The organism is Dinoroseobacter sp. S124A (assembly GCF_049801015.1).
Lineage (GTDB): Bacteria > Pseudomonadota > Alphaproteobacteria > Rhodobacterales > Rhodobacteraceae > Dinoroseobacter.
In genome coordinates, this window is record NZ_JBNAGD010000004.1 from 1 (window position 1) to 17,136 (window position 17,136).

At 64.6% G+C, this 17,136-nt stretch carries 18 protein-coding genes; 10 read left to right on the top strand and 8 right to left on the bottom strand.

Annotation, left to right across the window (positions count from 1 at the left end; genetic code table 11):
* Positions 1 to 124: 124 nt before the first annotated feature.
* The gene (locus ACP15I_RS10480; RefSeq protein ID WP_424965629.1) at positions 125 to 1,891 is read right to left on the bottom strand and encodes a PQQ-dependent methanol/ethanol family dehydrogenase; all 1,767 of its coding nucleotides are present in this window, start codon (positions 1,889 to 1,891) and stop codon (positions 125 to 127) included.
* Between the two features lie 243 nt (positions 1,892 to 2,134).
* Here ACP15I_RS10480 and ACP15I_RS10485 point away from each other — a divergent pair, with 243 nt between their 5' ends.
* A complete protein-coding gene (locus tag ACP15I_RS10485) occupies positions 2,135 to 2,716 on the top strand; it encodes a hypothetical protein (RefSeq protein WP_424975040.1) in 582 nt (193 codons plus the stop codon).
* 57 nt (positions 2,717 to 2,773) lie between these two features.
* On the opposite strand, the gene ACP15I_RS10490 is transcribed toward ACP15I_RS10485, so the two are convergent.
* A complete protein-coding gene (locus ACP15I_RS10490; protein ID WP_424965631.1) occupies positions 2,774 to 3,187 on the bottom strand; it encodes a c-type cytochrome in 414 nt (137 codons plus the stop codon).
* Positions 3,188 to 3,345: 158 nt separating this feature from the next.
* Here ACP15I_RS10490 and ACP15I_RS10495 point away from each other — a divergent pair, with 158 nt between their 5' ends.
* Together ACP15I_RS10495 and ACP15I_RS10500 are read left to right on the top strand one after the other, a co-directional pair.
* A complete protein-coding gene (locus ACP15I_RS10495) occupies positions 3,346 to 4,311 on the top strand; it encodes an ABC transporter substrate-binding protein (RefSeq protein WP_424975041.1) in 966 nt (321 codons plus the stop codon).
* On the top strand, positions 4,286 to 5,044 hold the full coding sequence (locus ACP15I_RS10500) for an ABC transporter ATP-binding protein (RefSeq protein WP_424975042.1): 759 nt from the start codon (positions 4,286 to 4,288) through the stop codon (positions 5,042 to 5,044). Before ACP15I_RS10495 ends, ACP15I_RS10500 begins: the two co-directional genes overlap by 26 nt.
* On the opposite strand, the gene ACP15I_RS10505 is transcribed toward ACP15I_RS10500, so the two are convergent.
* From ACP15I_RS10505 to ACP15I_RS10530, 6 genes are all read right to left on the bottom strand, one after another.
* Complete coding sequence (locus ACP15I_RS10505) at positions 4,984 to 5,535, bottom strand: tetratricopeptide repeat protein (protein WP_424975043.1); 552 nt, start codon at positions 5,533 to 5,535, stop codon at positions 4,984 to 4,986. The genes ACP15I_RS10500 and ACP15I_RS10505 overlap by 61 nt on opposite strands.
* Positions 5,532 to 6,323, bottom strand: coding sequence for an ABC transporter permease (locus ACP15I_RS10510; RefSeq protein ID WP_424975044.1), 792 nt, complete (start codon positions 6,321 to 6,323; stop codon positions 5,532 to 5,534). The genes ACP15I_RS10505 and ACP15I_RS10510 overlap by 4 nt, the downstream gene beginning before the upstream one ends.
* A gap of 64 nt (positions 6,324 to 6,387) precedes the next feature.
* Entirely contained in the window at positions 6,388 to 7,107 is a 720-nt protein-coding gene (locus ACP15I_RS10515) for an ABC transporter ATP-binding protein (protein WP_424975045.1), read from the bottom strand.
* 6 nt (positions 7,108 to 7,113) lie between these two features.
* Positions 7,114 to 7,563, bottom strand: coding sequence for a hypothetical protein (locus ACP15I_RS10520; protein ID WP_424975046.1), 450 nt, complete (start codon positions 7,561 to 7,563; stop codon positions 7,114 to 7,116).
* Between the two features lie 52 nt (positions 7,564 to 7,615).
* Complete coding sequence (locus tag ACP15I_RS10525) at positions 7,616 to 8,584, bottom strand: YVTN family beta-propeller repeat protein (protein WP_424975047.1); 969 nt, start codon at positions 8,582 to 8,584, stop codon at positions 7,616 to 7,618.
* 81 nt (positions 8,585 to 8,665) lie between these two features.
* Positions 8,666 to 9,826 (bottom strand): ABC transporter substrate-binding protein, encoded by a 1,161-nt coding sequence (locus ACP15I_RS10530; protein WP_424975048.1) that lies wholly within the window; start codon positions 9,824 to 9,826, stop codon positions 8,666 to 8,668.
* A gap of 182 nt (positions 9,827 to 10,008) precedes the next feature.
* On the opposite strand from ACP15I_RS10530, the gene pedF reads away from it, so the two are divergent.
* From pedF to ACP15I_RS10565, 7 genes are all read left to right on the top strand, one after another.
* Positions 10,009 to 10,701: a cytochrome c-550 PedF gene (gene pedF / locus ACP15I_RS10535; protein WP_424975049.1), complete on the top strand. Its 693-nt coding sequence runs from the start codon at positions 10,009 to 10,011 to the stop codon at positions 10,699 to 10,701.
* 114 nt (positions 10,702 to 10,815) lie between these two features.
* Positions 10,816 to 11,676: a substrate-binding periplasmic protein gene (locus tag ACP15I_RS10540; protein ID WP_424975050.1), complete on the top strand. Its 861-nt coding sequence runs from the start codon at positions 10,816 to 10,818 to the stop codon at positions 11,674 to 11,676.
* A 75-nt stretch (positions 11,677 to 11,751) separates the two neighbouring features.
* Positions 11,752 to 12,273, top strand: coding sequence for a CoxG family protein (locus ACP15I_RS10545; RefSeq protein ID WP_424965641.1), 522 nt, complete (start codon positions 11,752 to 11,754; stop codon positions 12,271 to 12,273).
* Between the two features lie 44 nt (positions 12,274 to 12,317).
* Positions 12,318 to 12,806 carry a (2Fe-2S)-binding protein gene (locus ACP15I_RS10550; RefSeq protein ID WP_424965642.1) on the top strand — a complete coding sequence of 163 codons (489 nt, stop codon included), beginning with the start codon at positions 12,318 to 12,320 and terminating at the stop codon, positions 12,804 to 12,806.
* 75 nt (positions 12,807 to 12,881) lie between these two features.
* Positions 12,882 to 15,257: a xanthine dehydrogenase family protein molybdopterin-binding subunit gene (locus ACP15I_RS10555; RefSeq protein WP_424975051.1), complete on the top strand. Its 2,376-nt coding sequence runs from the start codon at positions 12,882 to 12,884 to the stop codon at positions 15,255 to 15,257.
* A gap of 48 nt (positions 15,258 to 15,305) precedes the next feature.
* Positions 15,306 to 16,094, top strand: a complete 789-nt coding sequence (locus ACP15I_RS10560; protein WP_424975052.1) for an FAD binding domain-containing protein — start codon at positions 15,306 to 15,308, stop codon at positions 16,092 to 16,094.
* A 128-nt stretch (positions 16,095 to 16,222) separates the two neighbouring features.
* Positions 16,223 to 16,870 carry a hypothetical protein gene (locus tag ACP15I_RS10565; RefSeq protein WP_424975053.1) on the top strand — a complete coding sequence of 216 codons (648 nt, stop codon included), beginning with the start codon at positions 16,223 to 16,225 and terminating at the stop codon, positions 16,868 to 16,870.
* The last annotated feature ends 266 nt before the right edge of the window (positions 16,871 to 17,136 follow it).

Sequence of the window (17,136 nt, forward strand, 5' to 3'; positions counted from 1 at the left end):
CGCCCCCGTGCTCCGTGCCCGGGCGGTCGGTTCAGGATGTGCAGACGGGACAGGCGCGTGGCCCATGGGCACGAAAAAGCGCGCGTCCCGGAGGACGCGCGCCATGATCGGTCTGTCGCGTGGTTTACTTGGACGCGTACTGCTTGGGCAGACGGAATGTCCAGACCATGCCACCCTGGTTCAGGTAGTTGACCTTCTTGGCCACTTCACCACCCCAGAGCGGAACCGCGCCACCCCAGCCGGAGACCACGGAGACGAACTGCTCGCCGTCCTGCTCCCAGGTGACGGGCTGGCCGACAATGCCGGACCCGGTCTGGAAGGACCAGAGCGTCTCTCCGGTCTCGTCATCCAGCGCGATGAACTCGCCTTCCGGGGTGCCGAAGAACACCAGGCCGCCGGCCGTGGTCATCACACCGCCCCAGAGCGGCGCGTCGTTCTTGTAGTTCCACTTGATCTCGCCGGTATCCGGGTCGATCGCCTTCAGAGAGCCAATATGGTCCTCGAAGAGCGGCTTGATGGTGAAGCCGGAGCCGAGATAGGCCGCGCCCTTCTTGTAGGTGATCGGCTCGTTCCAGATATCCATGCCCCATTCGTTGGAGGGCACATAGAAGTTGCCGGTGTTCTGGCTGAAGGACATCGGCATCCAGTTCTTGCCGCCGAGGAAGCCCGGAACCGCGAAGACGGTTTCGCCCTTCTTGCCATCGGCTGCCGCCGCCGGATCGCCCGGACGGTTTTCTTCAACGAAGATCGGACGGCCCGTATCGTCGATGCCGGAGGCCCAGCTGATCTGCTCGACAAAGGGAACCGCCGAGACATAGCCGCCATCGGCCGCGTCGAGCACGTAGAAGAACCCGTTCCGGTCGGCGGTCGCCAGACGCTCGTTTCCGTCGCGGTCGTTATAGGCGACCACTTCGTTCACACCGTCGAAATCCCAGCCTTCGCGCGGCGTGGTCTGAAAGTGCCACTTGATCTCGCCGGTGGCGGGATCGATGCCCAGACGGGAAGCTGCATAGAGGTTGTCGCCGGTATTGCCCTCGGTGGGCTCGCCCGCGCCACGCAGGTGGCTGTTCCAGGGGGCCGGGTTGCCCGTGCCGAAGATCAGCGTGTCGGTGCGTGCGTCATAGGACCCGCCGAGCCAGGTCGCCCCGCCGCCGGTCTTCCACATGTCGCCGGGCCAGGTGGCGTTCAGCGTGCCGGTCATGGTCGACGGCTCGCCGTTCAGCTCGCCCATGTGGCCTTCGATGACCGGACGCTTCCAGACCAGATCGCCGGTCTCTGCATCGCGGGCCTCGACGGCACCGACGATCCCGAACTCACCACCGGAATTGCCGGTGATCACCAGGCCGTTCACGATGAGTGGGGCCGCGGTGTAGGAGTAGCCCGCCTTGTAATCGGCGATCTTCTTGCGCCAGACCACATCACCGGTCTTCAGGTCGAGTGCCACGATGCGCGCGTCGAGTGTGCCGAAGAAGAACTTGTCGCCATGGATCGCGCCACCGCGGTTGATCACGTCGCAACAGGGCAGGATGCCTTCGGGCAGACGGGCATCATACTGCCACAGTTCCTTGCCGGTCTTGACGTCGATCGCGTAGACCCGGCTGTAGGAGCCGGTGATATACATCACGCCATCATAGATCAGCGGCTGGGTTTCCTGACCGCGCTGCTTTTCGCCGCCGAGGCTGAAGGCCCAGGCCGGAACCAGGTTCTCGACATTCTCCTTGTTCAAGGTGTCGAGCGGAGAGTACCGCTGCAGGTCGCGCCCCATCCCATTCGTCAGGATGCGACTGGTATCTGCCTGATCGTTGGCCAGGTCTTGTTCCGTGACGCCTTCTGCATAGGCCGCGCTGGTGGCGACGACTGCAGCTGTCACGGCGGCGATAAACCGGTTCATGCGGTTTTCCTCCATGGTGTTGCTGTCCCTAAGACTCCCGTTTTGCGGGAGCTCCTCTGGCATATGTGTCCCTCAGAATCCGGCGGCGGACCTATTGCACAATAGTCGTAAGCTGACTCAAAGACTTGTATTTATGGCCAAATCCCCTTTATTTGCGCGGTTCACAGGGGCGTGAGCGCGGCACGAAAGTCGCAGATATCCGACCGCGCGGGCGACGTATTCTGGGCCCAAGGAGGAGAGTTCATGCCGTTCAAGACCCCAGTCCCGATCCTGTTGACGCGCATTTGCCGGGCCGTTCTGGCCTGTGCGGGGGCCTGTTGCCTCGGGGGGATCATGGCGACCTCGGCCTCGGCCGACGTCGCGACCCGCGCCGTTTACCTCGAAGCGCAGGATGGCACGCGGTTCGCAATAGCCGATCTGCAAATCGAGGACGGCGCCTATGACTTGTCCCTGCGGGACGCGCCCTTCTCGGACCACTTCCTGTCCATGCGCCCGTTCAAATGCCTTGCCGGGGCAGAGAAGCACTGGTGCTATGTCCCCTATCCCTACGAGAACGCCCGCAACATCAGTACCGAGTTCACGGATCTGGAATACGACCTGCTGTTTTTGTGGAAAGGGGCAGGCGAGTATGGGATCAACATGTGGAACGGCGTCTACTACAAACTGGAGGCCGAGGGCGACCGGCTGGTGGGCGTCATGCATGAGATGGATATGGATATCCTCTCGGCCCCGCCCGAAGATGGCGATCTGCGCCCGGTGCGCGCTGCCGATCTGGAACCCGCAGAGCCGGACAGCCATTGGCTGCCGCGGCTGGTCATTGAATAGGCGCGGAGGGCAGGGGCAAGCTTTGCGATCACCCCGGCCGCTTTTGATCCGGCGCGGTTACTCGTCCAGCGCCTTGTTCATCTCTACATCCGAGATGCTTTCGAGATAGGCGAGGATGAAATCCTGCACCGTGCGATCCGTGATCCCCACATGGCGCATCTTAGTGCCCGGCATGAAGCCCTGGTTGTCTTCCATCCAGGCGCGCAGGGCAGCCGGGGTCCAGACGATGCCCGAGGCCTCGAGCGCGATGGAATAGTCGTAATCCTCGACCATGCCCGCAGCGCGGCCCACAATGTTCTGCAGCGTGGGGCCATAGCTTTCATGGTCGGAATCAGGCGCGTGGCAGCGGCGGCATTCGGAGTTGTACAGGGTCTCGCCCGCGGTCACCTTCACCGCGTCAAAGGTTTCGGCCGTGGCGGTCGGAGCATACAGGCTCAGACCAAGGGCTGCGGCGATCAGAATTCGGGTCATGTCGTCCTCCATTGAGTGCCTGCACGCTAGGCCAAGCGGGCGCTCGGGGACTTGAGCTAGGTCAACAGAGGCGCCCGCTTGCATGACGCTTTAGTCGTATTTGACGCGGCTCGCCCATAGGTAGAATATGCGACCATTGGGAGGGTTTCATGACCTGTATGTCACGTATTTTGACCGGCGCTGCGGCGCTGGTGATCTCGACCGTTACCGCCTTCGCCGACACGCCGGTGCTGCGCGCGCAAGTGCTGAAATTCGGCACGGTGAACTGGGAACTCGACACGATCAAGCATCACGGGCTGGACACCGCGAACGGGTTCGACCTGCAGGTGACGGGCGTGGCCGGGGGCGCGGCGGCCAAGGTCGCCTTCCAGGGCGGGGCGACGGATGTGATCGTGTCCGACTGGCTCTGGGTCGCGCGGCAGCGGGCGGCGGGCAAGGATTACGTGTTCATCCCCTATTCCAAGGCCGTGGGCGGCGTCATGGTGCCCGAGGGCAGCCCGGCCCAATCCCTCGCGGATCTCAAGGGTGACAAGATCGGGATCGCGGGCGGGCCGCTCGACAAGAGCTGGCTGATCCTGCAGGCCTATGCCCAGCAGCAATACGGGTTCGACCTTGCCGCCGAGACCGAGCAGGTTTTTGGCGCGCCGCCGCTGATCTTCAAGACCGCCCTGCAGGGCGATCTCGGCGGGGCGATCAATTTCTGGCATTTCATGGCCAAGATGGGTGCCTCGGGAATGCGCCAGCTGGTCTCGGTGGGCGATGCCGCCGAGGCGCTGGGGCTGGACAGTGAAACGCCGCTTCTGGGCTACGTGGTCACGGGCGAGATGCTGTCGGAGCATCCCGAGCTTGTGGCGGGCCTGTCGGCGGCCTCGCGCAGCGCCAAGGACATGCTGGCCGGGAATGACGCGGAATGGGACCGTCTGCGCGGGCGCATGAATGCCAAGACCGACGCGCAATTCGAGGCGCTCAAGGCCGGGTTCCGGGCGGGCATCCCCGCCGAAGGGCCCGTGGATGAAGAGGCCGCGGCCCGCATGCTCGCCCTGATGGTCGAGCTGGGCGGAGAGGATCTGCTGGGGGCGGCGACGGAGCTGCCCGAGGGTGTCTTTGTCAAGCCGGGAAGCTGAGCTGGTCCGGCTGCCCGTGGCGCGCGAGACCCAGGACCCCACGGGCGCGCCTCCTGCGCCCGGGACGGGCAAGCCGCTTGTTGCGCTGACCCTTGCGGAGATGCGCTATGATGATGGCACGCTGGTGCTGGGCGGGTTCGACCTGACCCTGCGCGCGGGCGAGACGCTGGCCATCACCGGGCCCTCCGGGGTCGGGAAATCCACCCTGCTACGCATTCTGGCCGGGCTCGAGACCCGCTATACCGGCACGCTGCAGATGCCCGATCGGGTGGCCATGGTGTTTCAGGAGCCGACCCTGCTGCCCTGGCGCTCGGCCCGGGACAACATCCGGCTGGCCACAGGGCTCTCGAGCGCGGGCGCGCTGGACGCCCTGGCCGAGGTCGGTCTCGCCGATCACGCCAGCCAGTACCCGACCCAGATGTCCCTCGGCCAGCAGCGGCGTCTGTCCCTCGCTCGGGCCTTTGGCAGCGCGCCGGATGTGCTCCTGCTTGATGAGCCTTTCGTCTCACTCGATCCCGAGTTGGCGGAGGAGATGATGGTGCTCTTTGCGCGTCTCCGCGCCGCCCGGGGGCTGGCCACGGTGCTCGTCACCCATGTGGAGGCGGAGGCCAAGATGCTGGCCTCGCGGATCGTCACCTTGTCGGGGAGCCCGGCCCGCCTCGGCGAGGAGCGTCAGAACAAGGGCGCGTATTTCCAGTTATCCGCATCCGGGGTGACCTCGTCCAAGTCATAGCCCGCGCCCTGCAGGCGGCGCGCGGCCTCGACGCCTTCGGCAGCGGCGGCATCGACCATCTGTCGCCCCTTGATCGGGTCCTTCGCGATCCCGCGTCCGCGCAGCAGGTCGATCCCGTGGTTGAACTTGCCCACCGCATCCCCGGCCTCCGCCGCGCGGCGGTTCCATTCGGCGGCGGCATCGGGATTCTCATCGGCACCTAGGCCATTATCGTCGAGCTGGCTCATCCAGGTCATCGCGCCGGTATAGCCCGCCTCGGCACAGGTCTCGAAGATCTGCCGCGCAGTGGCGTGATCGCCCGATTTCGTCAGCATGTAGCCCGAGGCGCACATCACCATGCCGGTCTCGCCCCGGTTGGCCTTGTCGAGCATGGAGCCCCAGGTCATCTCCTCGGGGTTCAGCGTGCCGCCCGGATCGTCCTCCGCCTCGTCCGCGAAGACCGGCAGGGCGAGCGCGGCGAGCAGGGCCGCAAGGGGGGCGCGCCAGCTCATCCCTTGCGCTTGATCATGCCGCGCGCCGGGTCATAACCCCAGAGCGCCAAGGCCATGAAGGCCACGGTCGCCAGCAGGGTCCAGCCCAGGGCGGCGAGGTTCAGACTGCCATAGAGTGCGAAGCGGATGAGCTCGACCCCATGGGTGAAGGGATTCACCGCGCATATGTCATGGAGGAGTTCCGAGCTCTCGGCCATTTTCCACAAGGGGTAGAGCGCGGAAGAGAGAAAGAACATCGGGAAGATCACGAAGTTCATGACCCCGGCGAAATTCTCCAGCTGCTTGATGAAACTGGACAGGGCCAGCCCCAGCGCGCCGAGCATGAGCCCCGCGATCAACAGGGCCGGAAAGGCCAGCAGATAGCCATGCCAGGGCATGTAGATGCCGAAGGCCGCCGCGATGGCGAGAAAGGCATAGGCCTGCGCGATCGAGATCAGGGTGCCCCCGGTCAGCTTGCAAAACAGCAGCCACCAGCGCGGCAGGGGCGAGGTCAGCAGGAGCCGCATGGACCCCATCTCGCGGTCATAGACGAGGCTGAGCGAGGATTGCATGCCGTTGAAGAGCAGGATCATCCCGCAGAGCCCCGGGACGATATAGACCTCGTAGGTGATATAGGTCTGGTAGGGCGGGATGATCGACAGGCCAAGGGCCGCGCGGAAGCCAGCGGCGAAAACCAGGAGCCAGACCAGGGGCCGGACCAGGGCCGCGATGAAGCGCTCGCGCTGCTGGATGAAGCGAAAGGCCTCGCGGGAGATGATGGCGCGCAGGGCGATGAGATAGGCATTCATGGCGCGGGCTCGGCCTGCGGGACCGCCTCCGGCGGGAGTATTTGGGGAACAATGAGGGGGGCGGTCATGCCTCGGCTCCGGTCAGGGCGAGGAAGTGGTCGGTCAGGCTGGTCGTGCCGCGGATGCGGGCCGTGGGGCCGTCGGCGCGGATCTTGCCCCGGTGCAGGATCAGGAGCTGGTCCGTATCGCGGATCTCGTCGGTCAGGTGGGTCGCCCAGAGCACCGTCAGGTTGCGCGCCGCGCAGAGGTCGTGGACATGGGCGGTGATCGCCGCGCGCGAGGCGGCGTCGAGCCCCACGGTCGGCTCATCGAGCAGAAGGACCGACGGGTCATGGATCAGGGCGCGGGCGATCTCGGTCCGGCGGCGGTGCCCGCCATTGAGGTTGCGCACGGTCTCGCGCCGCCGCTCGGTCATGTCCAGAAGGTCCAGAGCGGCATCGATCCGCCGCGCAGCCTCGGCCCCGGCGAGCCCGTGCAGGGCCGCGAAATAGCTCAGGTTGCGGTCCACGGATAGCGACATGTCCAGCGTGGTCTGCTGGAACACCACGCCGATCTCGGCGAGCGCCGCACGCGGGGTCTCGCGCAGAGCGTGCCCGGCCACGGTGATCGCGCCCTCGGCACTGGTGAAGAGCCGTGTCAGCAGGCCGAACAGTGTGGATTTCCCCGCGCCATTCGGCCCAAGCAAAGCGCAGAACGCGCCCTGGGGGATGTCAAAGCTGACCTCCGCAAGGGCGCGTTTGGAGCCGTAGGAAAAGCTCAGATCGCGGACGCTGAGGCCCGTCACGCGGTGTTACTCAATGGTGATGTCAATGCGCTGGGTCTCTCCTGTGGAGCCTGGGATGCGCAGGAAGTAATTGCCTGGCTTGATTGCCACGAAGCCTATTTCCATTTCGCCTGCGTCGTCAAACTCGATGGAGTTCACGCCGAGGGGGCGGATCTCCAGATCATTGACCACGATCTCGTCGATCCAGATGGCGCGGAAGAATTCCGAGCCTTCGAGGGCCAGCTCGGCAGAACCGTCGCCTTCGATCTCGAACTCGTAGTAGGTGCCCGAGGTCAGCACCCAGGGCGCCTCGGAGAGCGGGACGCCGGAGCTGAGCGTGATGGGGGGCAGATCGGCCTTGTTGGCCGAAGACAGGATGCCGGCGCGGCCCCATTCGTCACGCGGTGCGCCATCAGCGGCGGCAAGCCCGGGCAGGGCGAGCGCAAGGGCGGTGGCGGCGAGGGTCAGGGTTTTCATGGGTTCGGTCCTTTGGTGGAGGTCGTGGTCGCAACAGGTATGGAGGGCAGGGTTATTCCGTGGGGCGCAGGGCCGCGCCCCAAGGGAAGCGGCCCACCTTGATGGATTTGATCGCTTCGCGCTTGGCCACATCGATCACGGTGACATCGCCGGAGACGCCATTGGTGGTGAAGAGCAGGGATTTGTCCGGTGAGAAATCCATGTGCCAGACCCGGCGGCCCACAAGGATGTAATCCTCGACCTCGTAGGTTTCGGCATTGACCACGGCCACATGATTCGACGGCCCCAGCGCCACGAAGGCATGGGTGTCGCCCTCGGTGAATTCAAAGCCCACGGGCTGTACCCGGTCGGGGTGAATGCCGTCCACCTCGAAGCTGATCTTGGCGATCTCTGTCTGGTCGGCCACGTTGAAGATCGAGATGGTGCCGCCGATCTCGGCGCTCACCCAGAGCTGTTCACCATCCTTGATGAACTCCGCATGGCGCGGGCGGCTGTCCACGAGGGTATTGGCAAAGAGCTCCTGGGTCTCGGTATCGATCCAATGGGCCATGTTGGTGGTCTCGGATGTGGTGATGGCGATCTTGCCATCGGGGGAGACGGCCATGCCCTCGGGCTCGATCCCCACATCGATCTGGGCGATCACGGTGCGGGTTTCGGTATCGACCACCGTGGTGATCGCGTCATCCTCGTTGGCGATATAGAGGTGCCGGTCATTGGGGTGCAGCACGAACTGCTCGGGATCCTCGCCCGAGGGCAGATCATGGAGGATCTCGCCCGTGACCGGGTCCATCACCTGCACCGTGTCGCTGTCGGAGGCGCAGATATAGACGCGGGAATAATCCTTGGAAAAGGTGATGCCGCGCGGGCGCTCGCCAGTCTCGAGTGTGCGGACAACCTCGAGCGTGGCGATGTCGATCACGCTGATCGTGTCATCCTTCTCGTTGGTCACCCAAATCTCGCCCGAGGCATGGGCGGTGGTGGAGGCGAGAAGGAAGGCGAGGGTGGTCAGGGTCGGTTTCATGGTCAGGCTCCGGCTCTGGTGGAGGGGGCAGAGGATGTCTTCGCCCCCCTGTATCTGGGTGTGTCGTGGCCTGGGTCGGCCTCAGTTGAAGGCGGTGCAGGCGCTCTCGGGGGCGTCGAGACCGAGCGTGTCGAGCTCGGTCCGCGGATGCAGGAACCCCTCAAGCGGGGCCTGCGCCACCAGCGCCCGGGGATGCACGATGGGGATCGGCTGGCGCAACTGCCCGTTCCACTGGCGGAAGGTCAGGGGGCGGCCCTTGAACCCGGCAAGCTCGAACGTGTCGCCGAGGATATAGGCGCGCAAGGTCGGCAGATCGGCGGCAGAGGTGCGCACCACCGCCTCGCCAAGGGACCGCATGGCGGCCCAGGCGGCGTAATCCACGGGGGCCATGTCGCGCTCGGCAGCCTCGGTGAAGCGCGATTGCAGCTGGGCCGCGCCCCATTGCTCGACAACCGGGGACCAGGTGCGGGGGCTGAGCCCCTCGGATCCCGCGACCGGGCGCGGCTCCCACGTGTTGTAAAGGATGTAGCGCCCGAAATCATTGACCTCGTCAGCGATCAACAGCGCGTCGTAATCGCCGAATTCCTGCGTGAAGAGCGGGACTTCCTGCGCGGCGTTGCGGCGCATATCCGCGTCAAAGGCCCAGGTCTTCTCCGCTTCGAGGTCCAGCCCGAATTTCGTCAGCGAGGTCCGCAGCGCCTCGGCATAGGCGACGTCCACAGGATAGGTGCCCGAGATCATCACCAGATCGGTCCAGCGCTTTTTGACCAGCAGTTGGGCCAGCGCATCCGTGCGCATCGCGTCCGATGGCATCGTATGCAGCAGGTTGCCCCGGCATTCGGCATCGCGCAAAGCCATGTCCCCGGAGGCGACGTTGAAGATCAGTGCCTCGGCCGCCTCGGGCATATCGGCGATCGCCAGAAGATCCTCGGGAGCCGCATCCACCAGCAGATAAGGGGTCTCGGCAAGGGCCGCCCGCGCCGCCGAGAGCAGGTCGTCATCTTCGGCCACCTCGGTCACAGTCAGCATGTATTTATGCCCGAGAAACCGCCCGGTGGTGGTGTTGTCCTCCAGCCCGAGCGCGGCGCCGGCCAGCCCGAGATCCTCGGGCACAGGGTCCAGATTGGACAATGTGGGCGGCGGCGGGATGTCCTGACGCAGGTAGTGCACAGACAGCTCCACGGCACTCGCGGCGGTTGTCAGAATAGCAGTCGCACAAACGCTCAAGGCGAGTTGGTGCATGTGATCCTCCCGTTTGGAACCACGGTAGGCGGAGCGTCACCGGGTGTAAAATGCGACCAATGTCCAAGGCGTTCGGGGCCTATTTCCCGCCTTTGAGGGGGGCTGGCTGCGACCTCTTAAACCAAAGTCCAATTCTGCGGGCGCATCCTGTCGACTACAACGGCCTCGACATGAGAACACTGATGCGGGAGCCGAGGACCATGGACCTGACCAAGACCGCCCACCTTGTGGGGATCGCCCTTTTCACTGCCACGATGGCCGTTGCCCACGGCGATGTCGCCCCGCAGCCGGTCGATACCGATGCGCTGCCCGAAGTGGGCGAGGAGTGGCTGATCGAGAATCCCTACCGGGAGCTTGACCCGGCGCTTTGGAAAGCCGCGATCGACATCGGATCGTCCGGCTACAACCAGAACTGTGCGCGCTGCCACGGGCTGGGCGCGGTGTCGGGCGGGCTGGCGCCGGATCTGCGCTATCTCGAGGCCGAGGAATATGGCGACGAGTGGTATGTCGAGCGGTTCCAGTACGGCTACACCCAGAACGGCATCACCAAGATGCCCGCTTTCGGGGAGCTGCTGGGCCAGAAAGCCGCCTGGGCGATCCGTCTCTATATCGAGACCCGTCCCGGCGAGGGCGCGCTCGACGATCATCAGGCGCGGCTGAAAGAGATCCGCGACGAGTTGATGAGCGGCAGCGTGGCGGATGAAGCGGCCATGAAGGCCGAACTCGAGGCGATTGCCGCTGAGGTCTATACCGAGAGCGGCGCACCCCTCGCCGACAGCATCGCCTGGCGCGCGGCGGCCCAGCTGGCCGGTTCACCCCAAAGCTACAAGACGGCGGCGGAAACCTTGACGGTGGGTCTGTCTGCTGCGCAATAATCAAGGCTCGTGATCTCCGGCGCGCGCAAAAGATCAAAAAAAGCGCGCCGGACCAACAGCATGGGAGGAAGAATGGTCCGCGTTTCCAACTGGATTTCGGCTGCCATCTTGTCAATGATCACCTTGAGCGCTCCGGCCCATGCGGACAGGTGCGCCGATTGGGTCCCACAGCCCAAGCCCCAGAATGCCAGCCGGGATATCGTCGGCCAGGATCTCGACACGATCCAGGAGCGTGGCTTCATCACCATCGCGGTCTATGACGACTTCCCGCCCTATTCCTGGAAAGACGGCGCGACCCCGCGCGGCATCGATGTGGAGATCGGCAAGCTGATCGCCGCGGATATCGGCGTCGATGCGCGGTTCAATTTCGTCACCGCGGGCGAGACCCTGGATGCGGATCTGCGCAACAATGTCTGGAAAGGGCCGATCGTCGGTGGGGCCGTGTCGAACATCATGATGCGGGTGCCCTATGACAGTGCCTATACCTGCCGCGTCGAGCAGGTCGTGTTCACCGGGCAGTATTACAAGGAAAGCATCGCCATCGCCTATGACGCGGCGAGCTATCCCGAGGAAAAGCCGGTTCCGGCCTATTTCCGTTTCGACACGGTCGCGGTCGAGAACGACTCGATTGCGGATTTCTACCTGTCGAGCCTCGCGGGCGGGCAGCTTTTGAACAATATCCGTCGCTTCCCCACCATGGAGGAGGCGATGGCCGCCCTCGCGGCGGGCGAGGTGAAGGCGGCCATGGGCCCCTTGGCCCAGCTCGAACATGGCCAGACCGAGTCCATCGGTGTGCATCAGCCGCCCTTGCCCGGCTTCTCCCGCGGGAGCTGGACCATCGGTCTGGGCGTGCATTTCGCCTATCGCCCGCTCGCCTATTGGGTGGATGATGCCATTCGCTATGCGCTCGATGACGGCCGGATCGAGACGATCTTTGCGGATTATGGATTGAATTTCAGCGCTCCGGAGCGCTGAGCCTACAACTTTGGTACGAGTAGTCGCATGCGAACGGCGTGTTAGGCTCCCGTAGAACGTGAAAGGACGACCCCGATGCACCTCACTGACTCGCGCGATATCGCTGCGGACCCGCAGACGGTCTGGACCTCGCTGCTCGATGCGGAGGTCCTCAAGGCCTGCGTGCCCGGCTGCCAAGAGATGCATGGCTCCCCCGAAGAAGGCTTCGAGGCCGTTGTCGTCCAGAAGGTCGGGCCGGTGAAGGCCACCTTCAAGGGCGCGGTAGAGCTGCAGGACATGGTCGCCCCCGAAAGCGTCAAGATCGTCGGCGAAGGCAAGGGCGGCGCGGCTGGTTTTGCCAAGGGCGGGGCCAGTGTCCGGCTCGAGCCGATCGAGACCGGCACACGCTTGCATTACGATGTGGAGGCCAAGGTCGGCGGCAAGCTCGCCCAGCTCGGCAGCCGGATCATCGACGGGTTTGCCAAGAAAATGGCGGATCAGTTCTTTGCCAAGTTCCAGGAAACCGTCGAGGGGCCCGCCCCCGAGGGTGAGGATCCGTCGCCCGAGGGTGGCGAAGGCGAAAAGAAGAAAGGGTGGCTCAAGAAGCTCGTCAGCTGAGCACTTGAACCGCTGTCAGACATCAGGATTCAGGGAGGATCTGTATGACATCTGTGACTATGACCGTGAACGGCAAGGCCCGCTCCGGTGACGTGGAGGGCCGCACGCTTCTGTCGTCGTTCCTGCGCGATGAGTTGAACCTCACGGGGACCCATGTGGGCTGCGACACCAGCCAGTGCGGGGCCTGCGTGGTTCATGTGAACGGCGAGGCGGTCAAGGCCTGCTCGATGCTGGCGGCCGAGGCCGATGGCGCCGAGGTCAAGACGATCGAGGGCATGGCCAATCCGGACGGCTCGCTCTCGGTGATCCAGGCAGCCTTCCAGGAACACCATGGTCTGCAATGCGGGTTCTGCACGCCGGGCATGGTGATGTCGGCGGCCGCACTGCTCAAGGACAACCCCAAGCCCTCCGAGGCCGAGATCCGCGAATATCTCGAAGGCAATATCTGCCGCTGCACCGGGTACCACAACATCGTCAAAGCGATCATGGCCGCCTCCGGTCAGGACGTCGCGCCGCCGATGGCTGCGGAATAAGGCCAGCACGCGATTGCTTGGGCGCGACCCCGCGCCCCGGATCCATAGACCAAGGTTTTTCCCAGGGAGGAATGCATGCCCAAAGACGGTGGCATTGGCGCCAGCTCAAAGCGCCGCGAAGACGTCCGGTTTCTGACCGGCCGTGGACGCTACACGGACGACATCAACCTGCACAACCAGACCTACGCTTATTTCCTGCGGTCGGAAGTGGCCCATGGCACGATCAACGGGATCGACACCTCTGCCGCTGAAGGCATGGACGGTGTGGTCAAGATCTTCACGGCCAAGGATTTCGAAGGCGTGGGCGGTGTGCCCTGCGGCTGGCAGGTCACCGACCTGCATGGCAACCCGATGAAAGAGCCCAAGCACCCGGTGCTGGCCGAAGGCAAGGTGCGCCATGTGGGCGATCCGATTGCCGTGGTCGTCGCCGAAAGCCTTGAAGAGGCCCGCGACGCCGCCGAGGCGATCGAGGTCGATATCGACGAGCTGCCGGCGGTCATGGACATGCCCTCGGCCATCGCCGAAGGCGCAACCAAGGTGCATGACGATCTCGATGACAACCTCTGCTACGAATGGGGCTTTGTTGAAGAGAACCGCGCTGCGGTCGATGAGGCGATCAAGAACGCCCATCACGTCACCACGCTTGAGCTGACCAACAACCGTCTGGTCGCCAACCCGATGGAGCCCCGCGTCGCCGTGGGGGATTTCAACCCCGGGACCGAGGACTACACCCTCTACACCACCTCCCAGAACCCCCATGTGATCCGTCTTCTGATGGGCGCCTTCGTGCTGGGCATCCCCGAGCACAAGCTGCGCGTGGTGGCCCCGGATGTGGGCGGCGGGTTCGGCTCCAAGATCTATCACTACGCCGAAGAGGCTTTCGTGACCTTCGCGTCGGCGCAGATCCGGCGCCCGGTGAAGTGGACCTCCTCGCGCTCCGAGGCTTTTGTGTCCGATGCCCATGGCCGCGATCACGTGACCAAGATCGAGCTGGCGCTGGACGAGAACAACAAGTTCACCGCCCTGCGCTGCGATACCTACGCCAATATGGGGGCGTATCTGTCGACCTTCGCGCCGTCCATCCCGACATGGCTGCACGGCACGCTGCTGGCAGGCAACTACACGACGCCGCTGATCTACACCAACGTCAAGGCCGTCTTCACGACCACGACGCCGGTGGATGCCTATCGCGGGGCCGGTCGCCCCGAGGCCACGTTCCAGCTGGAGCGTGTGGTGGACAAGGCCGCGCGGGAGCTGGGCGTCGACCCGGCCGAGCTGCGCCGGATCAACTTCATCAAGCCCGATCAGTTCCCCTATGACACGCCCGTGGCGGTCACCTATGACACCGGGAACTACCACGCGACCCTTGAAAAGGGGCTCGAGATGGCCGGCGTCGATACGTTCGAGGCGCGTCGCGAAGAGAGCGCCAAGAACGGCAAGCTGCGCGGTCTGGGCATCGCCCACTTCATCGAGGCTTGCGGGATCGCACCGTCGAACCTTGTGGGTCAGCTCGGCGCGCGCGCCGGTCTTTACGAGAGCGCGACGGTCCGGGTGAATGCCACCGGGTCCATCAGCGTGATGACCGGTTCGCACAGCCACGGGCAGGGGCATGAAACCGCCTTCCCGCAGGTCGTGGCCGAGATGCTCGGTATCGATGAGAACATGATCGAGATCGTCCATGGCGACACCGCCAACACGCCGATGGGCATGGGCACTTACGGCTCACGCTCCATCGCGGTGGGTGGCTCGGCCATGGTGCGGGCGACCGAGAAGATCATCAACAAGGCCAAGAAGATCGCGGCCCATCTGCTCGAGGCCGCCGAAGGCGATATCGAGCTGAAGGACGGCGCCTTCTCGGTTGCGGGCACGGATAAATCCGTGGCCTGGGGCGATGTGACCCTCGCGGCCTATGTGCCGCATAACTATCCGCTCGAGGATATCGAACCCGGATTGGAGGAGACGGCGTTCTACGATCCGTCGAACTTCACCTACCCGTCGGGCGCCTATATCTGCGAGGTCGAGGTGGATGCAGAGACCGGCAAGGTCGAAGTGCTCGGCTTCACGGCAGCGGATGATTTCGGCAACGTCATCAACCCGATGATCGTCGAGGGTCAGGTCCATGGCGGCGTGGCGCAGGGGATCGGGCAGGCACTGCTCGAGAACTGCTCCTACGACGATGACGGGCAGCTCCTGTCGGGGTCCTACATGGATTACACTATGCCCCGCGCGGATGATGTCCCGATGTTCGAGGTCGACCATTCCTGCGTCACGCCCTGCACCCATAACCCGCTCGGGGTGAAGGGCTGCGGCGAGGCCGGGGCCATCGGCTCCCCGCCGGCGGTGGTGAACGCGGTGATCGATGCCCTGCACCGGGCGGGCCACACCCATGTGACCCATATCGACATGCCGCTGACACCGAGCCGTGTCTGGGCCGCGATCCACGACAAGTAAGCGACGGGTTCCGCCTCCGGGCGGAGCTCCCACAACTGGGAGAAAGAAATGCACAATTTCGACTTTGTGAAACCAAGCACTGTCGCGGATGCTGTCTCGGCCCTGTCCGGAGAAGAGGCACAGGCCCTGGGCGGTGGACAGACCTTGCTGCCGACGATGAAACAGCGGCTCGCAGCGCCCGAGACCCTCGTCAGCCTGTCCGGCATCGACGAGATGAAGGGTGTGTGCAGCAATGATGCAGGCGAAATCTGCGTCGGCGGCGGCACGGTCCATGCGGTAGTCTCGAAGGAGACCGCGTCGAGCTATCCGGGCCTCTCGGCCCTGGCGGGCAAGATCGGCGATCCGGCGGTCCGCAATCGCGGCACCATCGGGGGCAGCCTGGCCAATAACGACCCGGCGGCCTGCTATCCGGCAGCCGCACTTGGCTCGGGTGCGACCATCGTCACCAATGCGCGCGAGATCGCGGCGGATGACTTTTTTCAGGGGATGTTCACCACAGCCCTGGAGGAAGGTGAGATCATCACCGAGGTCCGCTTCCCCGTGCCGGAAAAGGCCGCCTGGCAGAAGTTCGTCCAGCCCGCCTCGCGCTTCAGCCTTGTGGGCGTCTATGTGGCGAAGTTCGCCGATGGCGTCCGCGTTGCCGTGACCGGAGCGTCCGAGGAAGGTGTCTTCCGTTGGAGCGAAGCCGAAGCTGCCCTGAGCAGCAACTTCTCGGCGGATGCCCTCGCGGATCTGTCCGTTTCCGCGGATGGCATGATCAATGACCTCCATGGTACGGGGGCCTATCGCGCCCATTTGGTCAAGGTTCTGACAGGACGCGCTGTCGCCGCCGCCTGAGCCTGAGCGCAAGAGACTGTAAAGCCCCGTCCGGTCCCCCGGGCGGGGCTTTTGTGTTCTGGCCCTTGTGACATGGGGTCTGTCCCGCGCCTGAGGGCTAGCCCAGGCCACGGGTCTTTCCTATGACAATGGGCAAATATGATTCGCGCGGCGGTTCGGGGCCGCGCCATGTGCGGGGGACGATGATGGGGCAAGTGCGAGGATGGGCCGGCGCGGTATGCGCAGCGGCGCTCTGTGTGGGGCCGGGCGTGGCCTCCGGGTTCGAGCTGGACCCCGCCTGGGAGCGGCATGTGACGGTGTTCGGCGCGTCGATGACCGAGAACACCTCCTTCGAGATCCTGCGCTTCGAGGTGGATTGGGCCGACAGCTATCTGGTCGGTCTGGCCTTCGGTGCCGAGCGGCAGATCGGCGCGAGCCGGTTCAGCTGGGGGGTTGAGGGACAGATCGTGCGCCATTTCGGGCAGATGGACCATTGGGAGGTCAACCTGCCCGTGGTTCTGCGCTATACCCCGCCGAACCCCTGGATCGACAGTTTCGAGAGCTTTGCCTATGGTCTCGGGTTGTCCCACGCGACCGAAGTGCCCAGCGTCGAGGTTGAACGCACGGGCGAGTCCCAGCGGAACTTCTTCTATTGGAAGGCGGAGCTGGAGTTCAATTTGCCGAGCCCGGACACCGCGCTTTTATTGGGGATGCACCATCGTTCGGACGGTTATGGCGTGTTTGATGCCGATAGCGGCTCGACGGCGTTGTCGGTCGGTTTCAAGCGGAGCTTCTGAGCGGCGCCACGCCACTGGCGTGACGACCGCTCATGCCTGCCGGACACCACGCGCCCCTCAGGCCTGTGGCCTGCCATGGTGCTGGCCCCCCCTCTCCATTGGAGCGGGAGCCCCTGCAAGGCCGTCAGCCCTGGATAGTGATCCGGGCCAATTCCAGTTTCTAGGTGCGTGCGGAGCCGCGGCCTTGCCGCCTCTGTCTTGGCTTCGCGGGGTTGGGACCGGTCGGAGCATCGTCGCGATGCCCGACCTGCCGTCCTAGTCTCGCG